The following is a 24897-nucleotide window of genomic DNA, read 5'->3' as shown; positions in this document are numbered from 1 at the left end:
CACCGTCGCCGTGGTTATCGCCATCGCCGTGATTGTCACCGTCGCCGTGGTTGTCGCCATCGCCGTGATTGTCACCGCCACCGTGATTGTCGCCACCGCCGTGATTGTCACCGTCGCCGTGGTTGTCGCCGCCGCCATGGCCATCACCGTCGCCATGGTTGTCACCACCGCCGTGATTGTCGCCACCGCCATGGTTATCGCCATCGCTGTGGTTGTCGCCATCACCGTGATTGTCGCCGTCGGTATGACTCAGGTTCGCGTTGGTGATGGTCTCGCGTTTTCCTTGGGAATCGGGTCCTTGCCACTCCAGTTTCAGCGTCTGAGTTCCGCGGTTCTCGATGTAGTAAATCTCGATCTCGTGCGATCCGGCGTCCAGCGTGATCGACTTGGAATTCGTGCGCGGGCTGTTCGAGTCCGAATGCCTGTTGAAGACGACCTGTTCGCCGTTGATGTAAAGCTTTGCAAAGTCGTCCGACGATAGGAAAAGTTTGTATTTCCCGCCTTTATCGACGTTCAAGTTGCCACTGAAATGGGCCGCAAAGAAGTTGCTCTTGCCATTCTCGACGAAGGGCGCATTCGTACGGTTGAAGTTGAGCGCGTCCACCTTGCCGGTCAGATCAGGGTCTTTGTCGAAATCGACACCGCCCAAATTCGTGGCTTTCTTGTTCAAGGAATAGAACGCGGCTTTCAGGCCGTTTCCGCTTCCGCCATTTTGGTCGTGATTTCCGTTATGCCCATGTCCATCATCGTGGTCGTGGTCGTGGCCTTGGTCATGATCGTGACCATCATCTTCGTCTTTTTGCTGCGCGCGTGCCTTGCGTTCGGCGGCAGCCTTTTTGATGGCTTGTATCTGCTGAAGCAGCAATGCGGCGATGTTTGCCTGATAGCTTGCGACGCCTGGGAAATTTCCGAGGTACGAGCCATTCTGGATTCCGGAGAAATACAACTGGAAGACCAGCTTTTGGAAGTGGTTCATCGCAGACTGCTCCCGTGTTTCATACCCATCGTGGTTAATCCTTCTTTCACATTCTGGACTTTTTTGAGGCCAGCGCGCGGCAATATAGGGCCAGCACGGTTGAGGCTCAGTTACGGAAAACATTCACATTTGATACAAAACAAACACTTTTTCGAATGGAGATTTTCCAAACGAAAACAGGAACTTACACAACACAACGGGGGTGCCGGCTTGAACGAACGTCAAGCCGCCAAGCGACGGGCATTCTGGACAGTGTGGTCTGCCGCCACCTCAACGAGTGGATTCGCTCCACTTCTCGTCTGGGCGGACCTTATGGCTGTTACTGATTCAGGGACAATTGCGAAGCGTCAGACAACCAGAAGTTGGCATTTTCCTGCTGAAATCCGTCACGGCGATGGGGGTTTCCTGCCAATTCCCGCCATCTATACCAATGGGGAGGTTTCACTTTTGGAAACAACCTCCGGAAAATCAGCCGGCGAAGCAGAATTCGTCCTTGTTTAAGAAAGCCGACATCCGGTCCCTTTCCGACTTAAGGAATACCGGAGAATTTCTTAGCTCGGCAGTGCGCTGAGCGAGTTTGTCGATCTGCACGACACGGGGCAATTCTGCGCGCGCCATGGGATCCTCTTGCGGGATGATATCCGTGCCACGCAGAACGTGGAACAGACCTTCGCGGGTTCCGACAAGATGTTCGGGCACGCGATTTGTAGAGATTTTAGCGTACATGTTCAGATTACGGCCTTTTTTGAGCCCGACGTGAGCGGTTCGGGAATCATTAAAGAACAGTTAATGCTGGCCAAAAAAGGGCAGGTTATAGTGGATATTCTGAACAGGCTGTTTCCAATTTTACACAAATCATGTGTATGAAATCTTTGTCTCGGGCGGGCAAATAGCCTAGTCGTGGGCCGCCAGAACGTCCCGGTAGATTTCAAGAATCCGATCGACTTTCTTTTCCCAGTCAAATTCACGCTTGATCTTGTGTTTGCCTGCCTTGCCCATACCATACCTTGCTTGGGGATCATTGGCCAAGTCGGAAATCGCCTGAGCCAGCCGATCGGCGAAACTATGTCGAGGCGCGGGATGGACCAGGATGCCACAGCTCGGATCCAGGTAATCCGCGGGCCCGCCCCAATCCGATGCGATGACCGGTTTACCCAGGCTCATGGCCTCCAGCACCACAGCACCGCCACATTCTCGGAGCGAATTGAGAAGCAGAGCGTCGGCCTTGGCCAGTATCTGCGCACATTCCTCTTGCTTGAGGAATCCATGAAAGGTGATGTGAGGCCCGAGATCCAGTTCCCCGATCAGCCGCTCCATCCCCGGCCGCTCCGGCCCATCGCCCAGGATCTCCAGGCTGACATCCAGACCTTTGTCCCGCGCCAGCCGGACGGCCTTGAGAGAGACATCCAGTGCTTTCCAATCCACCAGCCGGCCCATGAAGACCAGGCGCAACACGCCGGGTTCCTGTGATTGACTGATCTCATCCGGGCTTTGCCAAATCCCGAGATCGACCCCGTTCTCCACCAGGGTGATAACCTTGGAATGATCGCTCAGTGGCAACCCATCGCGGGTCCGGTCGTTGGCGACCAGCAACGCATCGGCGCGGCGTTTGCCGGGAATCATCACGTTGACGAGCCTGGCCATCATCCGGCCCAGCGGAATCAGCGTCCGTGCGATCCGGTTTTCGTATTCCTCATACCCCTCGGGATAATCCATGTTGCCGTTCATCGGCCCGATCACCACCGGCACACCAAGTCCGTAAATGCGCGAGGGTGCCCGTGGGGATACCGGAATGGGCTGATGGATCAGGTCTACCTTGCCCTCCGCCTTGAGCTGCCGGATCAGGCGTTTCTGGTAGACCTCGCTGATCTGGTTGACGAGGTTCCCGATTAGCGGAATGCGGATTGCATCGGGCAGCAGTTTGCCGATCTTCCAGATCCAGCGGTGATACACACTGTCTTCGACATAATGAATGTCATCGGTATAGGCACTAAGCGCCTCGTCAAGGTCGGCGCGGTTGCGGGCATGGGCAATCAGGCTGACTGTGACGCCGCGCTGCTTGAGGATCTGGAAATACTTGAGCGGCAGGAATGCCTCCCCACCCATGCGAGAGGACGCATTGGGCGCCACGATCAGAACCTTGGGATGAGCTGGCGTGTTCATATATCCGTCCCGCGCCGTATCAGAATATTCAATTCAATCACCTGAAACCTACCAGATCAGCGACCATCTGCGGCAGGGATGTCTCTCTGGCCGCGGATACTATCCATAGCGCCCTTAATGACAAGCAAATAGGCGATTGTTGGGCGCGGATCGGGCGAGACGGCAAAATATCAGGCATGACCGCAGCAAAGCCGAAATTTCTTCTATTTTCTCACGCGGTGAAACATAACAGTGCCACAAACCCGGTGTTTTTTGACGCGCATCGCCTGCGCACCACAAGGGCGGCGTATTGAGCAAAAGGTTATGGTAATGAACAAACCCCTGAAGACCGTCGCTGTCGAAGGCAAGAACACGCTTGGGTTCCTGGATCAGGTTTTTCGCCTCTATGACGCGGGTCAACTCTTTACCGTGCAACGTCCCGGGCTGGACCTGACGCGCTATGCCGGTCTTGAGGTGATCGAGACGATGGCTGTCGGCGATGATCTGGGCTGGGGGCAGCAGAAATTCACACCAGGCACCTCCGATGCACCGGCGCAGATACTGTTCTCCTCCGGGACCGAAGGTTTGCCTAAACCGATCGTGCTGAGCCAGCGCAACATCTCGGACGTGGTGCAGCGCCTGAACGCGGCGATGGAGCTTGACGAGAGCGTGCGTGAATATGTGGGCGTGCCGTCCACCTATTCCTTTGGCCTTGGGCGGATACGCGCGGTATCTGCGGTGGGCGGCAAATACTACCTGCCCGCGCGGTTCGATCCCATCGAGATCCGCGAGATGCTGGAGCGGGGCGAGATCAATGCCATCTCGGCGGTGCCGACGTTATGGCGGGTCATCCTGCAGGCGCCGGATGTCATCGGGCCCGCCGGTGACGCGGTCAAGTGGATCGAAATCGGCTCGCAATACATGTCCGGCGGGGAGAAAGAGGCGCTGCGGCGGGTCTTTCCCAAGGCGCGGATCGTGCAGCATTACGGGCTGACCGAGGCGTCGCGCACGACCTTCCTCAACATCAGTCAAAGCCCGGTAGCGGTTCTGGAAAGCGTTGGGGCAGCCACGCCACCTGCGGAAACCCGGATTGGGACGGAAGACGAGATTTGCATCCGTGGCGACCACGTCGCACTGGGTCTTCTGGCCGAGGATGGCCAGGTAGAGCCGCTGACCGATGACGACGGTTGGTTGCATACCAAGGACAAGGGCCGGATCGAGGGCGGTATGCTCTATTACGAAGGGCGGCTCGACGACCAGATGAATATCGCCGGTGTGAATCTTAACGCCGATAACCTGGAGCAGGAGATCAACCGGATCTGCGGCACAAGCGGTCAGATCGGCGTGACCCGAACCGATGATGCACTTCGCGGTGATGCTGTCCTGATCGCGATCCGCCGCGATGCGATGGACCGCGCCCCGATGATCGAAAAAGCCGCCGAGATCGCGATGGCCAAGGCGGGGATCAATCAACCCGGTGGTGTCCATATCTTTGCTGTTGACGAAATCCCCGTGACCGGCACCGGCAAGGTGCAGCGCAAGAAAATACAAGAGATGTTCACGGCGCAGCCCGATACCGGTGCGGACGACACCCCCCTGCAGGACACGACCCTGACCACGACGGAGCAGAAGGTGGCCGATGTCTGGCGCAGGGTCGTGGGCCCGGTGAGCATCAAGGCCGATGACACCTTCTATGACACCGGTGGTGATTCGCTCAGTGCGGTGCAGATCGGGCTTGCGATGGAGAAAGAGTTTGACCGTGCGGCCGTTCGCGCCACGCTCGAAGGGCAGACATTGCGTGACATTGCTGCGCTTCACGAAAGTGACGCATCGCCCGCCGGTGCCGCTCTGCCCGAACGGACGGCGCGCACATGGGCGATCAACATCACCCGTGGTCTGATGGTCCTTGCGGTGCTCTTTTCCCATTGGGGTCCGGGGCTTTTCAAACGCCTCGGCATCGGCGAGCAGGCGGATTATTTCCTTGGCTGGATCTACGTGATGGGCACCGAAGGCTTTGCCGTGATCTTCGGCATCGGCCTCGCGATCTTCTTCCTGCCGGGATATGCCCAGAACAAACCGGCCGTGCGGAAGCGATTACGGCTCTCGTTCTGGCTTGTGTTGTCCGGGTTGACGATCATGGCCGCGTTCCACCTGACCCACTTCGCGCTGCGGGGCGAGGCGATTACCGGGCTCCGGATATCGCTCTCATTCTATAACATCCTTGCCTATTACGTGCTGGCCTTCCTGACCGTGCGCTTCTGGCTGGACTACCTAAGCGGCGGGGATAATGTGATTTTCCGTGCGCTTCTGGTCTGCGCGCTGGCCATTCCGATCTATTGGCTGGCCGCAAATGTCGCGCCCGGACGGCAGGACAGCCTTCTCGAATGGCCCCGCCTGATGGCGGTGGCGGGCTACAGCTATTTCAAAGTGTCGGCCTTCGTCTTTGCCGGGATCGCTGCGGGCTATTGGTATGGCCAGCAATCAGACACCCGCCGGGCCAGCCATCTCTTTGCTCTCGGCGGCATTTTTGGCATGGCGTTCACGATGATCGTCGGCGCCGATGTCCTGCCTGAATCGCCCTTTGCCTCCCGCAGCTCGCCCTTCTTCGGCAGCCTCATGGGCTTTGCTTTCTACTTCTTCCTGGTGATCTTCCTCGTGGGCGCGTTCGAGGGTCTGTTGCGCGGCTGGACGGGCCTTGGGTCGCTCACCCGCGGTGTGTTGCAGGTAATGATCGTCGTCGGTGGTCTGGCCCTGCCGATCTATGCGTTCCACGGCGTGGTCATTCCGGCCAAGGACATCCTCAAGATCCTCGGCCTGCCCGGGGCGATTGCCCTGCTCATTCCGCTTTCGGCCTTCCTGTCGCTGATGGCTTATTTCGGATGGCGCCTGCGGCGGATGTATTTCGGGTGATCAGGACGCCTTGCGGATCAGGTCAAGCAGCGCGGCGGCGTTCTTGCGCACGTCGTGGCGGTCCATCACTCTGGTGCGGCCCTCGGCTCCCTTGGCCTTGAGCGATGCGGGTTTGGCGGCCAGAGCTTCTTCCATCGCGTGGGCGATATCGGCGACCGACCCTGCGGGGATGATCCAGCCGCAATCTTCGTCCACCAATTCGGGGATGCCCGCGATGTAGGTCGAGATCGCAGGACGGCCCAGCGCCAGCGCCTCCATGATCACCACGGGTAGACCTTCGGCAAAGCTTGGCAGCAGGAGCGCCCGGGCGCGGCCCAATTCAGCGCGGACGGTTTCGTTATCCTGCCAGCCCATCAGCGTCACGTTGTCGGCAATCCCATGCCGCACAATCGCGGCCTCGACATCCGCGCGGCTTTCGCCGTCGCCAATCAATGTCACGCGAATCTCGGGGTGTTTTTCCGCCACCTGCGCCACGGCCTCGACCACCAAAGTCTGTGCCTTCTGCGGGCAAAGGCGCCCGACTGACACGAACGGCGCGGAGGCGTCGAACGGCGCGTCGCTGGGCGCGAATTCGTCCACGTCAATGCCGCAGCCGACGATGTGCAACCGGTCCCAGTATTCCATCCCCGCCGCCCGGGCCAGCAAGACCCGGCAATAGTTCGAGATGGCGATGGCAAAGCGCGACTGCGCCACCTTGAGGCCGAGCGATGACCGCCCCCAATCAACAAACTCATCTGGGCCATGGGCCGTAAAGCTATAGCCCGGCCCGCCCAGCCGGTTCGACAGCATCGCAACGGCGGCGGAGTTGGTGGAAAAATGCGTGTGCAAATGGCTGATCCCGTCCGCATTGGCCCGCCGCTTGAGCGAGACTGCCTCCAGCAGATAGGCCACATGCGGTACGAAGCCCCGGCCCGCATTACGCCAGAGCGTCCACCAGGTGCCGAGCGCCCGGCTCATGCCCGCGGGATTGGTCACGCATTCCTTCGCGAAATCGCCCAGAAGCCCGCCCAGCCGGCCCACCAGCAGATAGAAGGTAATGTCCTTTTCCGCCTTGTCCTGATCGTCGACCAGCGCCTCGGACCAGGGCCGGATCGCATACCGCTTGACCTCGACGCCCTGCTCTTCGATCGCGTGGATTTCGCGCCGGATAAAGGTCGTGCTGGTCATCGGATAGGCGTTCATCAAATAGCCAATGCGCATCGGATCAGCCCTTCCTGATCTGTTGGCGCGCCTGATCGAGCACGTCCTGGGTAGCGAGTGACAGCTCCAGCGGGGCAAGGGTGCTTTCGGTCCGGCCTGCGCGGATCAGATCGCGGAAATGCTCCAACATCGGCGCATATTGATCGGCCCCGTGGGGGATGAACTGCGCCGCGCTGGCATCTTTCAGCCGTTTGAGTTTGCGCAGGAAGCCGTTCGATTTTAGCCGATCCTTGAGGCCCGGGGCGTGGACATGAATGCTGTCGCCCGTCGCGGAGGCGCCTTCTGGTGTGACCTGCTGGCTCAGGAACGACTCCGAGCCCACCACCGGCGCGCCAAGCTGCATGAACCCGTGGGTGCAGGACAGTCCGGCGGTGTTTGCCATCAGGGCGTTCAGCGAAACGGTGATTTGCGAGGTGGCGCCGGAATAATGCTCCAGCGTCAGGTCGGTGGTCAGATCAACACCGCTCTCATCAAGCTGCGCGCAGGCCTGGACCTGATGCACGGCGCCCAGCAGATGCACGGCCAGCGAAACGCCATAGACCCCGCGATCCAGAAGCGCGCCGCCATCCCTGGAATCGAAAAGGGATGGGTAACCCTCGGGCGTGACGGGATAGCCGAAGGAAAACTGCAACTGCACAGGCTTGCCATAGCTTTGGCTGTTCAACCCCTCGGCCATGCGCCGGTAGGATGGCAGCGCGAGACACCACAGGTTCTCCAGCAGCAGCACATTGCCCGCCCGCGCCGCGTCGGTCAGCCGGGTGGCATCATCAAGGTTCGTGGCCAGCGGTTTTTCCAGCAGCACAGGCTTGCCCGCTTCGATTGCAGCTAGCGCATCGGTGACGTGATTGCCCGTCCGGCCGCAGATATAGACCGCATCGACCTCTGCCTGCGCCGCCAACTCCTGCGCCGAGGTGCAGTGGGCATTGATGCCGAATGCCTCGGCGAATGCCCCGGCGCGCGCGGCGCTGCCGGACGCAACAGCGGTTACGGTGAAATCCGGCACGGTGGCAAGCGCCTGCATCATCCGCGATGCCATGCGCCCGGTCCCCACGATGCCCAATCGGATTTGGTCTGCCATCATCCCAACCTCTTGGCCCAGGGCATCGGTTCAATCGGATCGCAGCGGGTCACCATCTGCTGCGCGCCGCTATTGTCACCCGCCCCCTGGATGGCGAGCGTCACCTCGGTCAGATGCAGCGCAAGGTCGATGGACATCCGGCTGTCGCGGCCCTCGCGGATCGCCTCGGCCATCTCGGTCACGCCCAGCGCGAAATTCATCGACGCCGATCCCCACCTGCCGACCTTGGGGTGGGTTTCCCCGCCCAGCTTCAGGCGTTTTGCCACGGGCGATTCCATCAACCGGCGGCGCAGGTTGAAGCGGCGGCGGAACCGGACTTTGGCGGCATTGTTCCACGCCTCATCAAGCTCGATCACACCGCGGTCGCCAATGACGCGCAGCGAATGGTTATGCGGACCGATAATGGTGCAGGTCAGACGCGCCACGACGCCGCTTTCAAAAAAGAGCGTGGCGACAGAGAAGTCCGGCGCCGGGTCATCCACGGGCAAGAGGTCACTCACCTGCCGGGAGGAGGCCGACACAACCGTGCGGATCGACCCAAAGATCGAAATCAGCCAGGTCAGGTAATAGCCCGCATGTTCCAGCGTGCAGCCCACTTCGAATTCGTCTCCTGCGGGCCAGGGTGCGCCGCTTTCGCTGATCCAGTCGGCGTAACGCGCCTGCGGGATGAACCCGTCATCAAGCTCGGCATAGATCACGCGAACCTTGCCAGCGACACCTCCGCGGATCGCAGCACCCAGGGTCTGAGCCGCCTCGCCCAGGAAACTACAGGGCGCGGAGGCCAGCATCAGGCCCTTGTCGCGCGCCAGATCGCAGAGGGTTTGCGCATCCTCCACCGTCATGGCCAGCGGCTTTTCCGTATAGACATGGCATCCGGCCTCGAGCCCCGCCATGCCAACGTCGAAATGCGACGACGGGTTGGTCAGGTTCAAAAGGATGCCGCCTGGGCCGATGGCTGCCAGCAATTCCTCCTGCGAGGCAAATGAAGGCTGTTTCCAATGGGCGCAAAACTGCGCCAACCGCTCGGCCCGGCGATCGTAGGCGCCGATCAGCTCGAACGTCGTGCCAAGCTCAAATGACCGCATGTACAAATCGGCCACAAACCCGGTTCCAATGATGCCAACCTTGATCATGCGGATGTCCTGCCGGTCTCTCTTGTCAGTAATGTGGCCCGATTGGGGAAAACCATGTGTTTCAAACCTCTCTGGTGCCGCCCGGGCGCGCATTTGTCCATGCCAATCGGTGATTTCGGCCCGCTTTGGGCAAAATGATGTGACGCCGGACCAACAGGTGGGCGTCTTTCGCGCCCGCTGGTGGTTGATTATCGACAAAGCCACTCTGAAACGGGTAACGGTCAGGGGAAGATATGAAGGACGGTCAGCACGAATGTCGAACGCGGTGGATCAGGCAGGTCAGGGGGACGCAAAGGCCCTGATGAACGTGATCATCGCCGCCCGAAACGAAGAAGCCTATATCGGCGCATGTCTCGAGGCGTTGCTTGGGCAATCGGACGCGGCTGGTCCGGTCGAGACCATTTTGGCCGCAAATGCCTGCACGGACCGGACCGTCGAAGTGGCGAGCGCGTATTCATCCCGGTTCGACGCGCGCGGCTGGACGCTGACGATCATCGACGTGCCCGAACCCGGCAAGGTCAATGCGCTCAACGCAGCGGACCAGTTGGCGACAGGGCAAGCGCTGGTCTTTCTCGATGCGGATGTGCGGCTTGATCCTGATCTGCTGGCGCAGCTTCGGAAGGTTTTGTGCGTCGACAAACCGCTTTACGCCACGGGCCGGCTGCAGGTCGCGCCGGCACGAACCTGGGTAACCCGGCGATATGCACGATTCTGGGTTGAGCTGCCTTTTGTCAAAGGGGGCACCGTGGGGGCGGGTCTATTCGCGGTCAACCGGGCGGGGCGTGAGCGTTGGGGCGCGTTTCCGACAATTATCTCCGACGACACATTTGTCCGGCTTCAATTCGGCCCCGACGAGCGGGTCGAGGTGCCTGCGCGCTATCACTGGCCGATGATCGAAGGCTTCCGCAATCTTGTCCGCGTGCGGCGACGGCAGGATGACGGTGTGCGCGAAATCCACCGCCTCTATCCAGAGATCATTGAACACGAAGCGAAGGCGCCCGTGAGCCGAGGCGATCTGTTGCGCTTGCTTGTCAAAATGCCAGTGTCCTTCGCGGTCTATGCGCTGGTGCACGTGGCGGTTCGGCTAAAGCGGTCGAATGCCGGCTGGGACAGGGGGCGGTAGCGGATGGACAGGCACGTGATCCTGACCCTCGGGCGCAGCGGCAGCAACACGCTCTGCGATATGCTCAACCAGAATCCAGCGGTCCTGAACTTTGGCGAGGTTCTGGGCGAATGGAACGCCGTGCGCAAGCTGCAAAGGCGGGTGCCGTTGACCCCGCGCGGGGACGAGGCGTTTCTTGACTGGGTGCTCTATTCCGGGGCTTTCCTGCGGATGGTCAACTCGGTGCGGTCGCTGCGCAAGACCATGAGTGGCAACCGTGCCGCGGCGAAACCGTTGCGCGATATCGAGACCTGGGGGATCAAGGATTTCTCGCTCAACTTCACGCGCTTTGGCCTGTCGGACTACCTCGATACCCGCCCGGACCTGAAGGTCGTGGGCCTTCTGCGGCAGGACGTGGTGGATCGGATGATCTCGAACGCGATGCTGGGCGCCACCGGGGTCATCAAGACCACCAGTGCCAATAGTGGCGGGCGCAAGACATTGCGGATCGACCCCGGGCAGATCGCGGCGCTTTTGACCGATATAGAGACGGAAAATGCCGAACTGGAAGAGATGCTGGATCGTCTTCCAGACCCCCGAAAACATGTCATCAGTTACGAGGACCTGTTCACCGATCCCGACCGGCGGCATGAGACCATGACCGGCGTTTTCGACTTCCTAGGCGTCGCGCCGATACGGACCGAAGAGCGCATGGTCAAGATCATCCGGACGCCTGTCAACGAGGTGATCGAGAATTTCGAGGAATGCGTTGCGGCGGTCAAAGGCACCCCGCATGAAGAGCTTTTGCGGCAGGCGGCGGCGCGCGGCGCGACCTGATCTACTTGTACTCGACCAATCCGCGCGGACGGCCCAACAGGCGGCGGATCCAGTATTCGAGCACACCGGTCATTTCCGCGAACTTGCCGACGACAAGCAAGGCGGCGCGTTCCCATGCGGTCGAATCGCGCCCTTCGCGCAGGGCCAGCCGGATGATCTGCGCCGGGTAGGCAAGGAAGAGGTAAAGCGCCTTGGGCGTGAAGATCCACGCCGAAAGCAGGATGACAAGCGGCAGGACAAGCCCCCAGATCACCGCCTTGCGGGTCTCGCGCACCCAATGCCGCTCCGGCGGCAGCCCGTGGAGTGCGGCACCTTCGGCAAAGGCATGTCCCGCACGGTGAGTACGTTTCCAGAACTGGCTAAAGCGGGTCATATCCGCGTCATGCAGGGTCATTTCATGATCCAGCCGCCAGATCTGCCACCGCCAGGCGCGGAGCCGGACGCAAAGCTCGGGCTCTTCCCCGGCGATCAGGGTCGGGTCGAACCCGTCCACATCCTTGAAGGCGCTCACCCGCATCAGCGTGTCACCGCCGCAGGCATCGACCATGCCGATCGGCGTGTCCCATTCCCAATCGCAAAGCCGGTTATAGATCGACTTTTCTGGGAAGCGTTCACGGCGGCGGCCAAAGGCGACTGCGGCATCGGAATGCTGCACCAGAAAGGCGCTGGCATGGGCGATCCAACCTTCTTGCAATTCGCAATCGCCGTCGATGAATTGCACGAAATCCACGTTGTGGTTGGCGGTCAGCGCCTCGAACCCGGCATTGCGGGCGCGCGCGGCGGTAAAGGGCTGGGTCATGTCCAACTCGACCACCTCCGCCCCGGCCATGCGGGCGCGCTCGACACTGCCATCGTCCGAGCCGGAATCCACATAGACGATATGGGGGATCTGCGCGCTCACCGACGCAAGGCAAAGGCCCAGGCGGTCGCCCTCATTTCGGCCGATGATGACCGCGCCTATGACCGGCTCTCTATCCATGGGGCACAAACGGGTAGCTTGCCTGAAGATCGTCCCGGTCCGGGAAAAGCGCGCGCAGTTTTTCGAAGTCGCGGGCAAAGGTCGATTGCAGTTGGGCCTTCACGTGATCCGGTAATTCCGGCCGCTCCTGCATCTGACGCTTCTTCTTGAGCCGGTCCCGCAGGGATTGCGGTACCAGCGTGCGGCGCAGCGCCGCCGCGACGGGGTTACCAAAGATCAGCCAGTGCAGGGGAAACTTGCGGATGCGCTCCGCCGAGACATTCATTTGCGCGCGCTCGTCAGACCAGACAGGTTCCTGATCGTAGCCCAGGAAATCGCAGACCTGCTCCAGCACCTGTTGCGGTTCGGCCTTCATTGTCTCCAGGTTCAGGATCAGCACGTTGTCAGCGCCATAGGCGTCGATATACGGGGCAATCTGCTCGGCATAGCAGCCGTAGGACACAAGCTCCGGGTGATTGGCAAAGGCCTGTTCGATATCCGACGACATCACGCCCATGGTCCATTCATGGATGTAATGCGAAACTGCCCGGACCATCGGGTCACGGATCAGGTAAATGATCTTTGGCGCATCCAGCATCTCCTGCATCCGCGGCAGGGCGTCTGGATGGATGGGGCTTTTGGTGTAATGCGTGCTGGCCTCGCCCTTGAGATCGTCCGGCGCCGCTCCGGCAAAAAGGTCACGATACCAATCTGCGCCTTTGGCAAAGATCGCGTCATCCGAAAAGAAATTCGGTTCTTTCGGATCGGTCATGAAAATCCCGGGCTGTGCGTCCAACTGCGCCGCCAATGTGCTGGTGCCGCACTTCATGGCGCCGACGATGATGAAATCCGGTAGTGCCATAGTCTAGTTCTTCGATTGACGGCTGTCGCCAAGCGGGGAAAAGAAATTGATCCAGATATCGCGGTATTCCTGTTGGTTGCTCGGAGGTATCTTCTTACCAGCTAACACGCGCATAAGGGCAATCGCACGTCCGAAAAACCACGTGAGGTTGGCAAGCAATAATCCGCCGGTGCCGTACATCTGGTAAAGGATGCGGGTGCGCGAGGCATAGTAGTATGCGGGCAAACGCTTTTTCGCGACGGCCAGTGATTTGACCGGACCGCTGCCACCCCGGAAATGGATCGCCCGCGCCTGCGGCACATAGCGGATGCGCCATCCGGCTTGACGCGCCCGCCAGCAGTATTCGACATCCTCGAAATAGAGGAAGTAACCCTCGTCCATCGGCCCAAGCTCTCCTGTCATCTCCGCCCGCAGCAGGATGCAGGCGAAACTGGCCCACTCGATGTCCTCGGGGCTTGGCGGCATCTCCAACGCGACGCGGCTTCTGGCCAGAAGTTTCGTAACTGGCCCGCTTTCCGCCGCGCGGATCATCTCGCTCCTGGGGGACATGAACCGGAAACAGCTGATCTGCTGCCCGCCATCGTCGTAATCAATCCGCGGCGCAAAGAGGCCGATCCGTGGCTCGGCATCGGCGGCCTTGAGGATTTCATCAATGAAGCCGGGCAACAGGACCGCATCGGAGTTGAGGATCAGGTAGTATTCCGCCGGCATCGCGCCCATGCCCTGATTGTGTCCGCCGGAAAACCCGGAATTGGTATCCGACGCCACGAGGTGCACCCGGTCCGAATGGCCGTTCTCGGCAATCCAGTCCGAGATCTTTTCGATGGACCCGTCATCGGAGCGGTTATCGACAATCACGACATGACCGTCCACATCGCCCAGGCAGTCCAGAACCGATTGCGTGCATTGAATGGTCAGATCGGCGGTCTTGTAATTGATGACCGACACCGCAATTCTGGCGATCCGGGCAGGCGGGTTGGATGATGTCATCAAAGTTTCCGGTTCCAAATGACAGCAGGCCAGGGGTTTGCGTCTTCATGCGGCAATCCCGGGACCATGCCAACCGCTTTATTCACCATCCCGGCGGGTATGGAAACAATTGCCGCGATGCCGCCCGGATTGTTGGGAAAGGATGTTGCAATTGGGTCTTTTTGCCCGCCAGATCCCGCTTAGTGGTTTCTTGCCCATGACAAAATAGATACTACAGCAACGAAAATAAGTTACTGTTCCTGGTATGGCGACGCAACTCGCAGATCTTGTTCTTTTTGGCTGGCCGCTGGTGGTGTTTTACCTCTTCAAGCGGTTCCAGCTTACAGAGGCGTTATGTTATTCGATCATCTTCGGCTACCTGCTGGTCCCGCAGTTCGTCGGGTTCGATCTGCCTCTGGTCCCGCCCTATGATAAGGAGCTTGTGGTCAACGTATCGGCCGCGGCGATGTGCATTGTCATGGCGCGTGCAGCTCTGCGGCGGCCCATCGGCAGTATGGCGGCGGTCTCTAGATTACAGCAAATGACGGCCAAGAAACAGCCTGCGCCGTTTGTCGCGCGGCGAGGGCACATTCTCTTCTGGTCGTTGATTGCGGTGTTGTTTGGCTCCACCATCATCACGACCATGGGGAACAGCGAACCGCTGGTGCGGGGGACCCGTATCCTTTCTGGCATGAGGCCTTACGACATCCTGTCGGTCGATATGGCGCTTCTGATCATGATAACGCCATTTCTCCTGGCCCGCCGATATCTTGCAACGCCTGAATCTCACGTTGTTTTGCTCAAGGTCTTTGTGATCGCTTGTTTGTGCTACTCGCTGCTTGCCTTATGGGAAATGCGCATGAGCCCGAGGCTCAACCGACAGATCTACGGGTTTGTCACCCATGAGTTCAGGCAGAGTGTTCGAGGCGATGCCTATCGTCCGCTCGTGTTCCTAAATCACGGGCTCTGGCTCGCCATTCTCTTTGCCATGTCCTCTCTTGGCGCAATGGCGCTTTGGCGGGAGAAACTCAAATCCTCCGACGCGGCCAAGTGGTTCCTCGCGTCGATCTATCTCTTCGTGGTCCTGTTCATGTGCAGCTCGCTTGGCGCGTTGATCATTGCCATTCTTCTGCTGCCACTGATGTTCCTCTTTGGGCCGGGCATGCAGCTTTTCCTGGCGGCATGTGTTTCGGTGGTCATCCTCCTTTACCCGGTATTGCGTGGATCCGACCTTGTCCCAACACAGTCGATCCATAGTGCCGTTGCCAATATTGATCCTAAACGTGCGGAATCGCTGCTGTTTCGGTTTGATAACGAGGATGAACTTTTGGCGCATGCCAACCGGAAGCCGTTGGCCGGATGGGGAACCTGGGGCCGGAACCGGGTCTTCAACGACAAGGGCAGCGATGTTGCCGCGACCGATGGCTATTGGGTGATCGTTGTCGGCGTCTATGGCTGGTTGGGATACATCGCACAATTCGGATTGATGGGGATTGCGACGATCCTGTTGGCGGTCAATCGACGACGATTGCAGGTCACGCCGGCCACGGCGGGTGTGGCGATGGTGATGGCCGCGGCCATGATCGATCTGATCCCCAATGCGACGACGTCACCGGTGGTCTGGCTCTTTGCCGGTGCGCTCATGGGCCGATATCAAACCGCTGAAGCGATGGTGAAGGAAACCAATATCCGCAAGGCTGCCCAGATGCGCAAGGAACGCGCCCCGTCGCCCGTGGCGGCGCGAAAAGACGCACCGGACGTGGCCACGGCGCAACCGGCCCGCGGAAGGGCCGACAGACCACTGCATCAACGGCGACCCCGCGAAGGTTGAGGCCGCGCGCCATGGCCCGTTGCCTAAACCTCGGAAAGATACGAAACCTTGGGTAAAATCCCCTCGCCGGTCACACAATTCAGTGGGTTCTTGCCCAAATTGAAAGCAATAGGCCCGGATTCGCGCAGATGGTGTTTTTCCTGACTTCTGTCTCGCGGTTTTTTCGCTTAAAGAACGCGAAGTTACTGAATCCTGAGAAAAGAGCCGAGTTTTTCACCGCTACGCGCCGCCTGCGTCAAATTATAGACACAAAAACACGGCAACTAGCCCCCAACGAATAAACCTCACGAGCGGTTATGAGCAAAACAGTAAAAATTGCCGTTGTCGGCCTTGGAAAAATGGGCCTGTCCCATTTCGCGCTGGTCAACGCACATCCTGACACGGAAACCTATGCCTGCGACGCAACTGGCTTCATGGTCGATGTCCTGAGCAAGAACATCCCTGCGAAGATCTACAAGAAATATGACGAGATGCTGGAGACGCAGCCCTTGGATGCGGTGGTGATCGCCACGCCATCGCGCCTGCACGCGCCGATGGTGCGGGCTGCGCTCGACAAGGGTATCCATGTGTTCTGCGAAAAGCCCTTCTGCCTGGACCCGGCGGATGCCGAAGATCTGGCCGCATTGGCCGAAAGCAAGGGCCTCATCAACCAGGTCGGCTATCACAACCGCTATGTCGGCGCATTCGGCAAGATGAAAGAGATCGTCGATGCCGGTGCGCTGGGCCGGATCACCCATGTTCTGGCCGAGGCCTATGGCCCCGTCGTCCTGCGCGCGAAGCGTCAGACATGGCGCACGCAAAAGACCGAAGGCGGCGGGTGCCTTTACGACTACGCCGCGCATCCGCTGAACCTGCTGAACTGGATGTTCGGCGCGCCCTCGCGCGTGAGCGGCTCGGTTCTGAACTCAGTTTTCTCCGAAGGGATCGACGACGAGGTGTTCAGCACGCTTCAGTTCCCCGATGGCCCCACGGCGCAGCTTTCGGTCAACTGGAGTGACGAATCGCACCGCAAGATGACTACCAAGATCAGCATGATCGGCACCAATGGCCGCGTGAATGTGGACCGGCAGGAATGCCAGGTCTACCTGCGCGAACCGGTTGCCGCCCTGCCCGACTACAAGAAGGGCTGGACCGTCAAATACACGACCGAGCTGACCGAGGACCCGTGGTTCTATCTGCGCGGTGAGGAATATTCGAACCAGATGGACGATTTCATCCAAGCCGTGCGTGACGGGCGTAAGGCGGCGGGTCAGAACGATTTCCGCTCTGCCGCGATGACCGACCGGTCGCTTGCCATGATCCTTGATGACAGTGCGGGCATCACCCCCGCCAAACCGCAGGCAACAGCAACAGAACCGGCGCGCAAACGCGGCTGGTTCGGGCGGTCGTGACAATGGGAAAAGAGACCACGATGGACCGTTTGCTTTTCGGCGATAACCAGTTTTTCGGCATCAACCATATGTCCGAGGAGAAAGCGCGCGCCCAGGCCATGCGCTTTCAGGAGACCAGCGCCATCATGGACGTGCTGGACACGGCCTATGACGAAGGCATCAAGACCTTCATGTGCACGACGCACGATCGTATCGCCGAGGTGGCCGATGTTGTCCGCGCGAACCCGGACCGCTACCCGGATTTCACCTTCTATCCCTGCATGCCCTACGCCCATAAATATGCCAACGCGGTAACCGACTACGGGATGTTGGGCGCGATTTCGCATTTCATGCCCGAGGATGGGTTTTTCAAGACTGCGCTGACCGGCGGCAAGGCGCTGGCCACGAAGGATGTGGATGGCATCGCCAAGGTGCTGATCGACGCCGAGATGAAGATGTTCAAGGGACTCAAGACGCCCGTGATCTTCATGCAGAACGTCTTTACCGATCTGCTTCTGGGCATGGGGTTCACCGGCGCGTTCCGCGTGTTCCATGACCACATCAAGGAAAAATACGACGCCGAGCCTGCGTTCATCACGATGAACATGCCGCTTCTGGTGGATACGCTCGAGGAGCTTGGCATCGAGAAACCTATCGTCTGTTCGAACATCAACAAGCTCGGGTTCCGGATGTGCGGTGGCCTTGATTCATACGTCAAAACACTTGAAAGCGGCCGTGTCCGGGCGATTGCCATGTCGGTTTATGCCTCGGGCGCGATTTCCGCCGAAGAGGCGATTTCATGGATTTCCGAACTTCCGAATGTCGAATCGATTGTCTTCGGCGCGTCGAGCGCCGGAAATATTCGCAATACACGTGACCTTGTTAATCAGTATATGTGGAAGGAATAGAGTATGGAGGGTGGTTTTATCGCCGCGCAAGATGACAGCATGATCGTGTCGGGGGATGACGCTTCGCCGCGCGAAGTGGGTTACAAGAAGGTGCCGCTTCTTAATGCGTTCGTTCACGATGTGACGATGGATGAGGTCGTGCGCGATTTCAACGAAGGGCTGATGCTGACGCTGCATGTCGACATGATCATGAAGCTGCAACAGGACCCGGAATTCTACGAGATCTTCAAGAAATTCGACCTCATCACCTGCGACAGTCAGATCATGTATTTCGCCACGAAATTCATGGGCACGCCGGTCAAGGAGCGTGTGTCAGGCTCGGATTACTTCCCGAAATTCTACATGCACCACAAGGACAACCCGGATGTGACGGTGTTCATGTGTGGCGGCAAACCCGGCATTGCGGAAATCGCAGCGGAAAAGATCAACGCTAAGGTCGGGCGCGAATTCATCTGCGGCACCTATGCGCCGAGCTTTGATTATGACCAGAAGCCCGACGAGATCGAACACATGATCGACCTCATCAACGCTTCGGGGGCCACGGTCCTGTTGGTGGGTCTCGGTGGCGGACGGCAGGAGAAGTTCATCATCAACCACCGCGACCGCCTGCCCAATGTGAAACTGTTCCTGCCCCTCGGCGGAACCATCGACTATGAGGCCGGGACGTTCAAACGCCCGCCCGCGTGGATCACCGAGGCCGGGTTTGAATGGCTCTATCGTCTGCTCAAGGAACCCAAGCAGCGGTGGCACCGGTACATCGTGCACGAGCCGCCGTTCCTGTGGAAAATTCTGTTGCAGCGATTTGGCCTTTACCGCGATCCCTTTGCCAAGAAGTAACGACGGCATGGGCCCTTCGCGCCACATGGCGTGAAGGGCGCGCCAGCAGGGTCACTTCGCGTCGGTATTGCGCGCCACGATCAGGTATTGCTTTTCGAAAAACGCCCGGAAGATCCCGAAGGTAAAGAGGTTCGTCCATTTGTGCCAACGGGCGACTGATCGTTTGCCGACCACTTTTTCCGCTTTCAGGCCCGAGCACTCCATCAGGCCAATGGCGCTTTCGCGGGTGAACCAGCGCAGATGCGTCCGGTCGCGGATTCCGCGGTCGCGGAGTTCGAACTTACCCTTCAACACCAGCGGACCCACCAGGTTGATATGGCGCATGTTCGGGATGCTCGCTACGATCACACCACCCGGTGACAGCCCCTTGTGCAAGGCGGCGACCACATCCCAGGGTTCACGAAGGTGTTCGAGCACGTCGAGGCAAAGCACCGTGTCAAACGGCCCCTCCTCATCGATGATCTGCTGCAGAAAGGCCGGATCATCGAGGTTCCCGGCAAAGGCGTTGTCGATATCCGGGTCGTGATTGTCGGCAACTAGATCGGTCAGCACGACATACTCCGCGCGCCCGATTCGCTTGATCTCGGAACTGGTGCCCCCATAGCCGCCACCGATATCCAGCAGTTTTTTCGTATCGGCGGGTACAAACGAGAAGATCTCTTTCCTGACCAGGCCATAATAGGGGTCCGACATCCGGTAAAATCCTCACTGTTTCAAATAAGCTGCCAAGCCTTGATGCACCGCTTTTTGTGGCAAGAATAGGTTATCGGAAAGTCATTGGCAGATTTTGGCGCAAAAGCCCGTCATTTTTCGCATTGGCGTGTTCCGCAAACACCACTCCCACATGTGCCCGACGGCCGGATCAGAACCACAGCGCCATTGGTTTTTCATGGCGCTTCAAGAAGGTTTCGGCATCATCACGAATTTTGGGCATCACTCTTTTGAGGAGCGCGTCGTTCCAGACGATATCGGCCTTGACCTCTTGGCTGATCTGCTTTTTCAGCATCAGTTTGATGCCGTCCGGCACAAGGGGCTTGAGCCGTTGGAAACTGCGCACACCGCGCAGCTTTTTCATCAGTGGCGGATCCACGATCTGCTCGCTTCGGGTGTTGACGGGCTTACGGTTGGCATAAACCGATGGGTCATCTGCAACGCCCAGAAACCTCAGGAGCGCCGAGAGCGTCTTGGCCTTGTTGTTCAGGTAATCCTCGAAAAAGATCACATGAACATTCTCCGGTGAAAACGCCTCCGCGAAAATCCGGTAGTTCTTCTCGTAAAGGCTCCCGTCCAGAAGGTTCCAGTCGAACACCGCCTGCTCAAAGCTCAGGGGCCTGCGGCCATTGGCCAGCTCCTGCACGTATTCCGATTCCAGCCGCTTCAAGGGGCTCCGGGTCATATAGATCACGCGGGCATCCGGAATATGCCGAAGCATTCGTTCCACGGTGAGTTGCGTCTTGCCCCGCACACTGTACTCGGGCGACGCTTCCATGACGATTTTCTGACCCGTCGGACGGAACAGGGACCGGTAATGGTCAATGCCCATCGTGTAGTTGAACGAAAAGAAATGGGTTTCCTTCGTTGGGTACATGTAGATGTCGGGGTGTTTCTCAAGATCGCGGCAAAGGCTGGTGGTGCCTGCCTTTGCGGCGCCGACCAGGATCGTATTGGGCAGTGCTGACATTCGCGTCCTCCGCCGTGACCGACCCCCGGTCCGGAGAGCGACAAGCGAAGGCGTCGGTCAGTCCGGCGACCCCATGTCAAAGAGTGTCAGGGCCGTCTTCTGAACGTGCTTGTCAGCAACCACCGTGCGGAACGTCGGATCATTGCTACTGCTTCGCCAGCGGTCAAAAACGCCGGCCCTGACATCGGCAACCTGTGTCTGGTAACCATCGAAAGAGCTGCCATGCCCGTATAACGGTACTTCATCTAATCCATCACTACCAGAACGAATATACAACTTGCGCGATAATTTTTCCCGGTAAGCGGGATCAGCGACAAGTGGGTTGTAGAGGATGGGAACGACCGGTTCCTCGCCGAATACGGGCTCCGGTTTTTCGGCCAAAGCTGCGTGACTATTGTATAATTCCTGCTGACGACGGATATCGGTATCGGTCGCAAATCGTTCCGGCCACTTTTTCAGGCGGCTCGCGAATAGGTTGTAAGGATCACGGAGGATGACCCCGGACAGGATACGGACATCATGCCGTGCCGCCCGATCGGCCAGGAATTCGGGCAACGGCCCTTCCTTGATCTCGGATGCGGTCAGGTCCTCATAGCTCAGGATGATCCGGGGGCGGGTGTTTGGGAACCTTACGCGGAACTCCCGGCTACCGACGTCGAACGGGTGACCCTTCTGGCGGATGTTGTTGTAAAAGACGGCGCTTCCCGGCACCTGACCAAGGATCCAGTTGATCGCCAGGTGATTGCCCGACCGCCGCATCCCGAAAAGCACGAGGATATCGTAGGACCGTCCAGCCGATATCCACCGCTCCGTCAAGCCACAGCCAAGTTTTATCAGGCCGGGCTTGAACGGCCGGGCGATCCGGCGCAGCGCAGCGAACCGGCGGCGTTCCGGGGAATTTGCCGCACTCATGCCGGGATATCCGAAAAGGCCGCGTTACTCATTTGCAGCCATACGACGGAACGTGTCGCTATTGGCGACAAGCTCGTCAAACGTGCCGGACGAGGCAAGGCGCCCCTCTTCCAGCAGGAAAATCTGATCGCATTTCCGCACCGTGCTCAGGCGGTGGGCGATCATGATGATGGTCTTGTCGTTGCGGATGTTCTGAACCGCTTCCATCACGGCGCTTTCAGTCAGGTTGTCGAGGGCCGCGGTTGCCTCGTCGAGGATCAACAGGGACGGATCGTGATACATCGCCCGCGCAATCCCGATCCGCTGCCGCTGCCCACCGGACAGCCGAACGCCGCGCTCACCAACGATGGTGTCGTACTGCTCCGGCAACTCTTTCATCACGAAATCATGCAGCACGGCGGTTTTGGCCGCGCGTTCGACCGCAGCCATGTCGATGGCGTCCTTGGGGACACCAAAGGCGATGTTCTGGGCGATCGTTGCATCGGTCAGATAGATGCTCTGCGGGACATATCCCAGCGACCGCCGCCAGGCATGCATGTTGTCACGGTCCAGCGTCACGCCATCCACCTGAATGTCGCCGCTGTCGGGCTTCAGAAGCCCGAGGATCAGGTCGGCGACCGTTGTTTTGCCGGACCCGGTGCCGCCGACAATGCCCATTGTTGTAAAGGCAGGAAGGGTCAGGCTGAGGTTGTTGATGGCGCGTTTGTGGCTCTTGGCATAGCCGAACGCGATGTCGCGCAGCACGATCTCACGTTCCAGGGGCAGCTTGTCCGTACCGTCGGCATTGGTCGGCTCGTCCGCCTTGTGTTTCATCGCATCGGCATAATCTTCGTGGATATGGTCCAGCACCGGCTTGGCGTTGCGTATCTGCGAAATCGCGGCATAGACCTGCTGCAATGCCGGCAGCAGCCGCATCACCGAAATGGCAAAGACGCCAAGGATCGGGATCGCCGCGGTAATGTCACCGTTGTTGCGGAAGATCATGAACAGAATGACGGACAAAAGCACCGCGAAGGTCAGCGCCTCGAGCGCATAGCGGGGCAGTTGATTGATGACCTGTGCCAACGCCACACTGCGGGCCAGACGTTTCGCAGGCTTCCGAAAGCCCGAGACATAGCTGTCCTCGAGCCCCAGCAGTTTGACCTCCTTGAACCCACCGGTTGCTTCTTGGGTCAGGCGGAATCGCTCTTGGTTCGCGGCAAGGATCTCTTCACCGAGGACAAGAAGTTTGACCCGCAGCTTGATGTAGATTGCCGCATAGGCTCCCCCCAGCAAAAGTGCCGACACGATGGCAACGCTCGGATCGACAAAGAGGAGAAACGCGATGATGGTTGCTGCCAGGATGATGTTCGACAGAAGACGGCTACCGGGAATGACGATCTGATTGATGAGGTTTTGCACCTCAGCCAGAACGCTTTTCGACACGTCTGCGCTGTTGCGCTCCAGAAACCAGGTATAGGGCTGATGCAGGTAGGCCTGTAGCAGACGGCTCGACAAGGTAAAGCCGCGCATGGTCGAAAACCGTATGATCGCGTAATTGCCACCCGCCTTGATCACGAGGCTGACCATAAGGATCAGCAGGACCATGCTGGCCATGAAGATCTGGAAATAGAAGATCTCGGAAAACCCAAGCCCCTCATAAACCCAGTTGAGATACTGGTTGTCGAAAATCGTGGCAGGATCCGACAGGACACGCAGCAGGATCAGGAACGTCGAGATGCCGGACACTTCGGCAAAGGCAACAAAAACCATCAGGCAGATCAAGACGTAGAAACGCCTGCGTTCGCGCTCCTCGAACAGTGCCATCAGTTTCTTGAAAACATCAATCATTCGCGATTCCCAAACTCAGGACGGTACATGCAGTGTCCGAAAGGCGGCGATGGGGCAAATCCTTGGCACTATGGTGGTGTTCCAAGGGGACCAACGGCACACATTCCCGAGCCTTTTCACACTATATGGCCGTTTTGCCAAGGGCGTTGCGGCACTTGGTAAAGGCCGGGCGGCGGCGTATCGGGGACAGCCTGTTTCCGCGATGCGACTTGACTGGCGTGTTCTATTATATTCTACAGCCTCATGTTCAACCCAGGTCTCCTGCCCGGGCAAGAACCTCTATTTGTTATGGATTTTGAAACCGCGCTGGTGAGAGAAAGAGTTGAGTGCCGTGACATCGCAAACATCAACGACCAGCTATATGCCGCTTCTGCGAGAGGGGATCGCCGCCGCATTCAAGGGCCGGTCGCCCAAGATGCTCTGGCTGAAATCCCGGATGTTTGCCGCCGGTATCCGCCATCGTGAGGCGTTGATGCGGATGCGGAACGCACCGGCCGGTTCTTCGCTGCGCAACGCGCTGGACGGGCGCAAGCAGATGCTGGGCCTGCTCATCTGGCCGTATCAATGCGCTACCTGGGATGCTGCCAAACGGCTGGACCGATTTGAGGCCCATTACGCGGAAATCGACAAGATCGGCGGTCCGGTGCGGTTTGATCTCGATGAAAAACTGGTCCTGGCCAGCCTGGACGAGCAATATCCCGGCCTGCGTGTCATCCTGCATCAGCCGCTATGGCTCATGCGCGAAGGTGGCCTCACGATCAGCCTCTTCAAGGATGAGACGCTGATCTTTGCACTGACCTTTTCGCTCTTCGAGGCGCCCGATGGAGGTCGCGCCGCTTTGATCGGGGGGTGTCAGGGCCGCAACGTGGACGGGATCCTGGATGTGTACCGCGATCTGACCAAGGCGCTGCACGGGCTCAGGCCGCGCGACTTCCTGATGGAGTGTTTCGGCATCCTGTGCCGTATCCTCGACGTGAAACACGCCTATGCGGTCAGCGACAAGGAACGCCACCGCCGCCATCCGTTTTTCAACCAGACCGGTGATTTCCCGCAGGATTACGATATCCCGTGGCAGGAAAGAGGGGGCGTTCTGGGGGACGACAACCTCTACAAGTTTCCGCCGCACCCGGTGCGGAAAACGCTGGAGGAAATCAAGCCCAAGAAGCGATCGCTTTACCGCAAGAGATTTGCTTTTCTCGACGCTTTGGAACCGCAGATGGCGGAAGCGTTCCCAAATCTGAAACCGATTAAATTCAGAGAGCTGTAACCAAGCTCCCGGTGTCCTCGGGTGGTTCTTTGGTATCCAACGCGGCACTTGTGCTGGAGACAGGCGGAACCGTGACTTAAGCAGACGTCACCTC

At 59.0% G+C, this 24897-nt stretch carries 21 protein-coding genes; 8 read left to right on the top strand and 13 right to left on the bottom strand.

Annotation, left to right across the window (positions count from 1 at the left end; all coding sequences use genetic code 11):
* From RBB29_RS10010 to RBB29_RS10000, 3 genes are all read right to left on the bottom strand, one after another.
* A partial coding sequence (locus tag RBB29_RS10010) for a PA14 domain-containing protein (RefSeq protein WP_306121144.1) occupies positions 1 to 1099 on the bottom strand: 1099 nt, incomplete at its 3' end.
* Between the two features lie 345 nt (positions 1100 to 1444).
* A complete protein-coding gene (locus RBB29_RS10005; RefSeq protein ID WP_306121143.1) occupies positions 1445 to 1702 on the bottom strand; it encodes a hypothetical protein in 258 nt (85 codons plus the stop codon).
* A 168-nt stretch (positions 1703 to 1870) separates the two neighbouring features.
* Positions 1871 to 3139: a glycosyltransferase family 4 protein gene (locus RBB29_RS10000; RefSeq protein WP_306114923.1), complete on the bottom strand. Its 1269-nt coding sequence runs from the start codon at positions 3137 to 3139 to the stop codon at positions 1871 to 1873.
* 309 nt (positions 3140 to 3448) lie between these two features.
* On the opposite strand from RBB29_RS10000, the gene RBB29_RS09995 reads away from it, so the two are divergent.
* The gene (locus RBB29_RS09995) at positions 3449 to 6028 is read left to right on the top strand and encodes an AMP-binding protein (RefSeq protein WP_306114922.1); all 2580 of its coding nucleotides are present in this window, start codon (positions 3449 to 3451) and stop codon (positions 6026 to 6028) included.
* Here RBB29_RS09995 and RBB29_RS09990 read toward each other — a convergent pair whose 3' ends face one another.
* The 3 genes from RBB29_RS09990 to RBB29_RS09980 are packed head-to-tail and all read right to left on the bottom strand — an operon-like array spanning position 6029 to position 9439.
* The gene (locus tag RBB29_RS09990; protein ID WP_306114921.1) at positions 6029 to 7228 is read right to left on the bottom strand and encodes a glycosyltransferase family 4 protein; all 1200 of its coding nucleotides are present in this window, start codon (positions 7226 to 7228) and stop codon (positions 6029 to 6031) included.
* 4 nt (positions 7229 to 7232) lie between these two features.
* Positions 7233 to 8309: a Gfo/Idh/MocA family protein gene (locus RBB29_RS09985; protein WP_306121142.1), complete on the bottom strand. Its 1077-nt coding sequence runs from the start codon at positions 8307 to 8309 to the stop codon at positions 7233 to 7235.
* Complete coding sequence (locus RBB29_RS09980; RefSeq protein ID WP_306114919.1) at positions 8306 to 9439, bottom strand: Gfo/Idh/MocA family protein; 1134 nt, start codon at positions 9437 to 9439, stop codon at positions 8306 to 8308. Before RBB29_RS09980 ends, RBB29_RS09985 begins: the two co-directional genes overlap by 4 nt.
* Before the next feature lie 253 nt (positions 9440 to 9692).
* Between RBB29_RS09980 and RBB29_RS09975 the strand changes: the two genes are divergently transcribed.
* Both RBB29_RS09975 and RBB29_RS09970 read left to right on the top strand, forming a co-directional pair.
* Positions 9693 to 10562 carry a glycosyltransferase family 2 protein gene (locus tag RBB29_RS09975; protein WP_306114918.1) on the top strand — a complete coding sequence of 290 codons (870 nt, stop codon included), beginning with the start codon at positions 9693 to 9695 and terminating at the stop codon, positions 10560 to 10562.
* Positions 10563 to 10565: 3 nt separating this feature from the next.
* Positions 10566 to 11378, top strand: a complete 813-nt coding sequence (locus RBB29_RS09970; RefSeq protein WP_306114917.1) for a sulfotransferase — start codon at positions 10566 to 10568, stop codon at positions 11376 to 11378.
* Position 11379: 1 nt separating this feature from the next.
* Here RBB29_RS09970 and RBB29_RS09965 read toward each other — a convergent pair whose 3' ends face one another.
* The 3 genes from RBB29_RS09965 to RBB29_RS09955 are packed head-to-tail and all read right to left on the bottom strand — an operon-like array spanning position 11380 to position 14188.
* A complete protein-coding gene (locus tag RBB29_RS09965) occupies positions 11380 to 12357 on the bottom strand; it encodes a glycosyltransferase family 2 protein (RefSeq protein ID WP_306114916.1) in 978 nt (325 codons plus the stop codon).
* Positions 12350 to 13198 carry a sulfotransferase domain-containing protein gene (locus tag RBB29_RS09960; protein ID WP_306114915.1) on the bottom strand — a complete coding sequence of 283 codons (849 nt, stop codon included), beginning with the start codon at positions 13196 to 13198 and terminating at the stop codon, positions 12350 to 12352. Before RBB29_RS09960 ends, RBB29_RS09965 begins: the two co-directional genes overlap by 8 nt.
* A 3-nt stretch (positions 13199 to 13201) precedes the next feature.
* On the bottom strand, positions 13202 to 14188 hold the full coding sequence (locus RBB29_RS09955) for a glycosyltransferase family 2 protein (protein WP_306114914.1): 987 nt from the start codon (positions 14186 to 14188) through the stop codon (positions 13202 to 13204).
* Positions 14189 to 14432: 244 nt separating this feature from the next.
* Between RBB29_RS09955 and RBB29_RS09950 the strand changes: the two genes are divergently transcribed.
* The 4 genes from RBB29_RS09950 to RBB29_RS09935 all read left to right on the top strand — a co-directional run bounded on the left by RBB29_RS09950 (position 14433) and on the right by RBB29_RS09935 (position 19113).
* Positions 14433 to 15998, top strand: a complete 1566-nt coding sequence (locus RBB29_RS09950; RefSeq protein ID WP_306114913.1) for a hypothetical protein — start codon at positions 14433 to 14435, stop codon at positions 15996 to 15998.
* A gap of 296 nt (positions 15999 to 16294) precedes the next feature.
* Positions 16295 to 17389 (top strand): Gfo/Idh/MocA family protein, encoded by a 1095-nt coding sequence (locus RBB29_RS09945; RefSeq protein WP_306114912.1) that lies wholly within the window; start codon positions 16295 to 16297, stop codon positions 17387 to 17389.
* 20 nt (positions 17390 to 17409) lie between these two features.
* Positions 17410 to 18276 (top strand): hypothetical protein, encoded by an 867-nt coding sequence (locus RBB29_RS09940; protein ID WP_306114911.1) that lies wholly within the window; start codon positions 17410 to 17412, stop codon positions 18274 to 18276.
* A 3-nt stretch (positions 18277 to 18279) separates the two neighbouring features.
* Positions 18280 to 19113 (top strand): WecB/TagA/CpsF family glycosyltransferase, encoded by an 834-nt coding sequence (locus tag RBB29_RS09935; protein WP_306114910.1) that lies wholly within the window; start codon positions 18280 to 18282, stop codon positions 19111 to 19113.
* Between the two features lie 51 nt (positions 19114 to 19164).
* Here RBB29_RS09935 and RBB29_RS09930 read toward each other — a convergent pair whose 3' ends face one another.
* From RBB29_RS09930 to RBB29_RS09915, 4 genes are all read right to left on the bottom strand, one after another.
* The gene (locus tag RBB29_RS09930) at positions 19165 to 19806 is read right to left on the bottom strand and encodes a bifunctional 2-polyprenyl-6-hydroxyphenol methylase/3-demethylubiquinol 3-O-methyltransferase UbiG (RefSeq protein ID WP_306114909.1); all 642 of its coding nucleotides are present in this window, start codon (positions 19804 to 19806) and stop codon (positions 19165 to 19167) included.
* A 169-nt stretch (positions 19807 to 19975) separates the two neighbouring features.
* Positions 19976 to 20794, bottom strand: coding sequence for a sulfotransferase (locus RBB29_RS09925; protein WP_306114908.1), 819 nt, complete (start codon positions 20792 to 20794; stop codon positions 19976 to 19978).
* Between the two features lie 57 nt (positions 20795 to 20851).
* Complete coding sequence (locus RBB29_RS09920) at positions 20852 to 21706, bottom strand: hypothetical protein (protein ID WP_306121141.1); 855 nt, start codon at positions 21704 to 21706, stop codon at positions 20852 to 20854.
* 24 nt (positions 21707 to 21730) lie between these two features.
* Positions 21731 to 23536, bottom strand: coding sequence for an ABC transporter ATP-binding protein (locus tag RBB29_RS09915; protein WP_306114906.1), 1806 nt, complete (start codon positions 23534 to 23536; stop codon positions 21731 to 21733).
* A gap of 331 nt (positions 23537 to 23867) precedes the next feature.
* Between RBB29_RS09915 and RBB29_RS09910 the strand changes: the two genes are divergently transcribed.
* Positions 23868 to 24803 carry a DUF535 family protein gene (locus RBB29_RS09910; RefSeq protein ID WP_306114905.1) on the top strand — a complete coding sequence of 312 codons (936 nt, stop codon included), beginning with the start codon at positions 23868 to 23870 and terminating at the stop codon, positions 24801 to 24803.
* The last annotated feature ends 94 nt before the right edge of the window (positions 24804 to 24897 follow it).

Origin of the sequence: Roseovarius sp. MMSF_3359 (assembly GCF_030733385.1) — a bacterium.
Lineage (GTDB): Bacteria > Pseudomonadota > Alphaproteobacteria > Rhodobacterales > Rhodobacteraceae > Roseovarius.
Note: the sequence above shows the minus strand (reverse complement) of the source record. Positions and strands in the feature narration are given on the sequence as shown.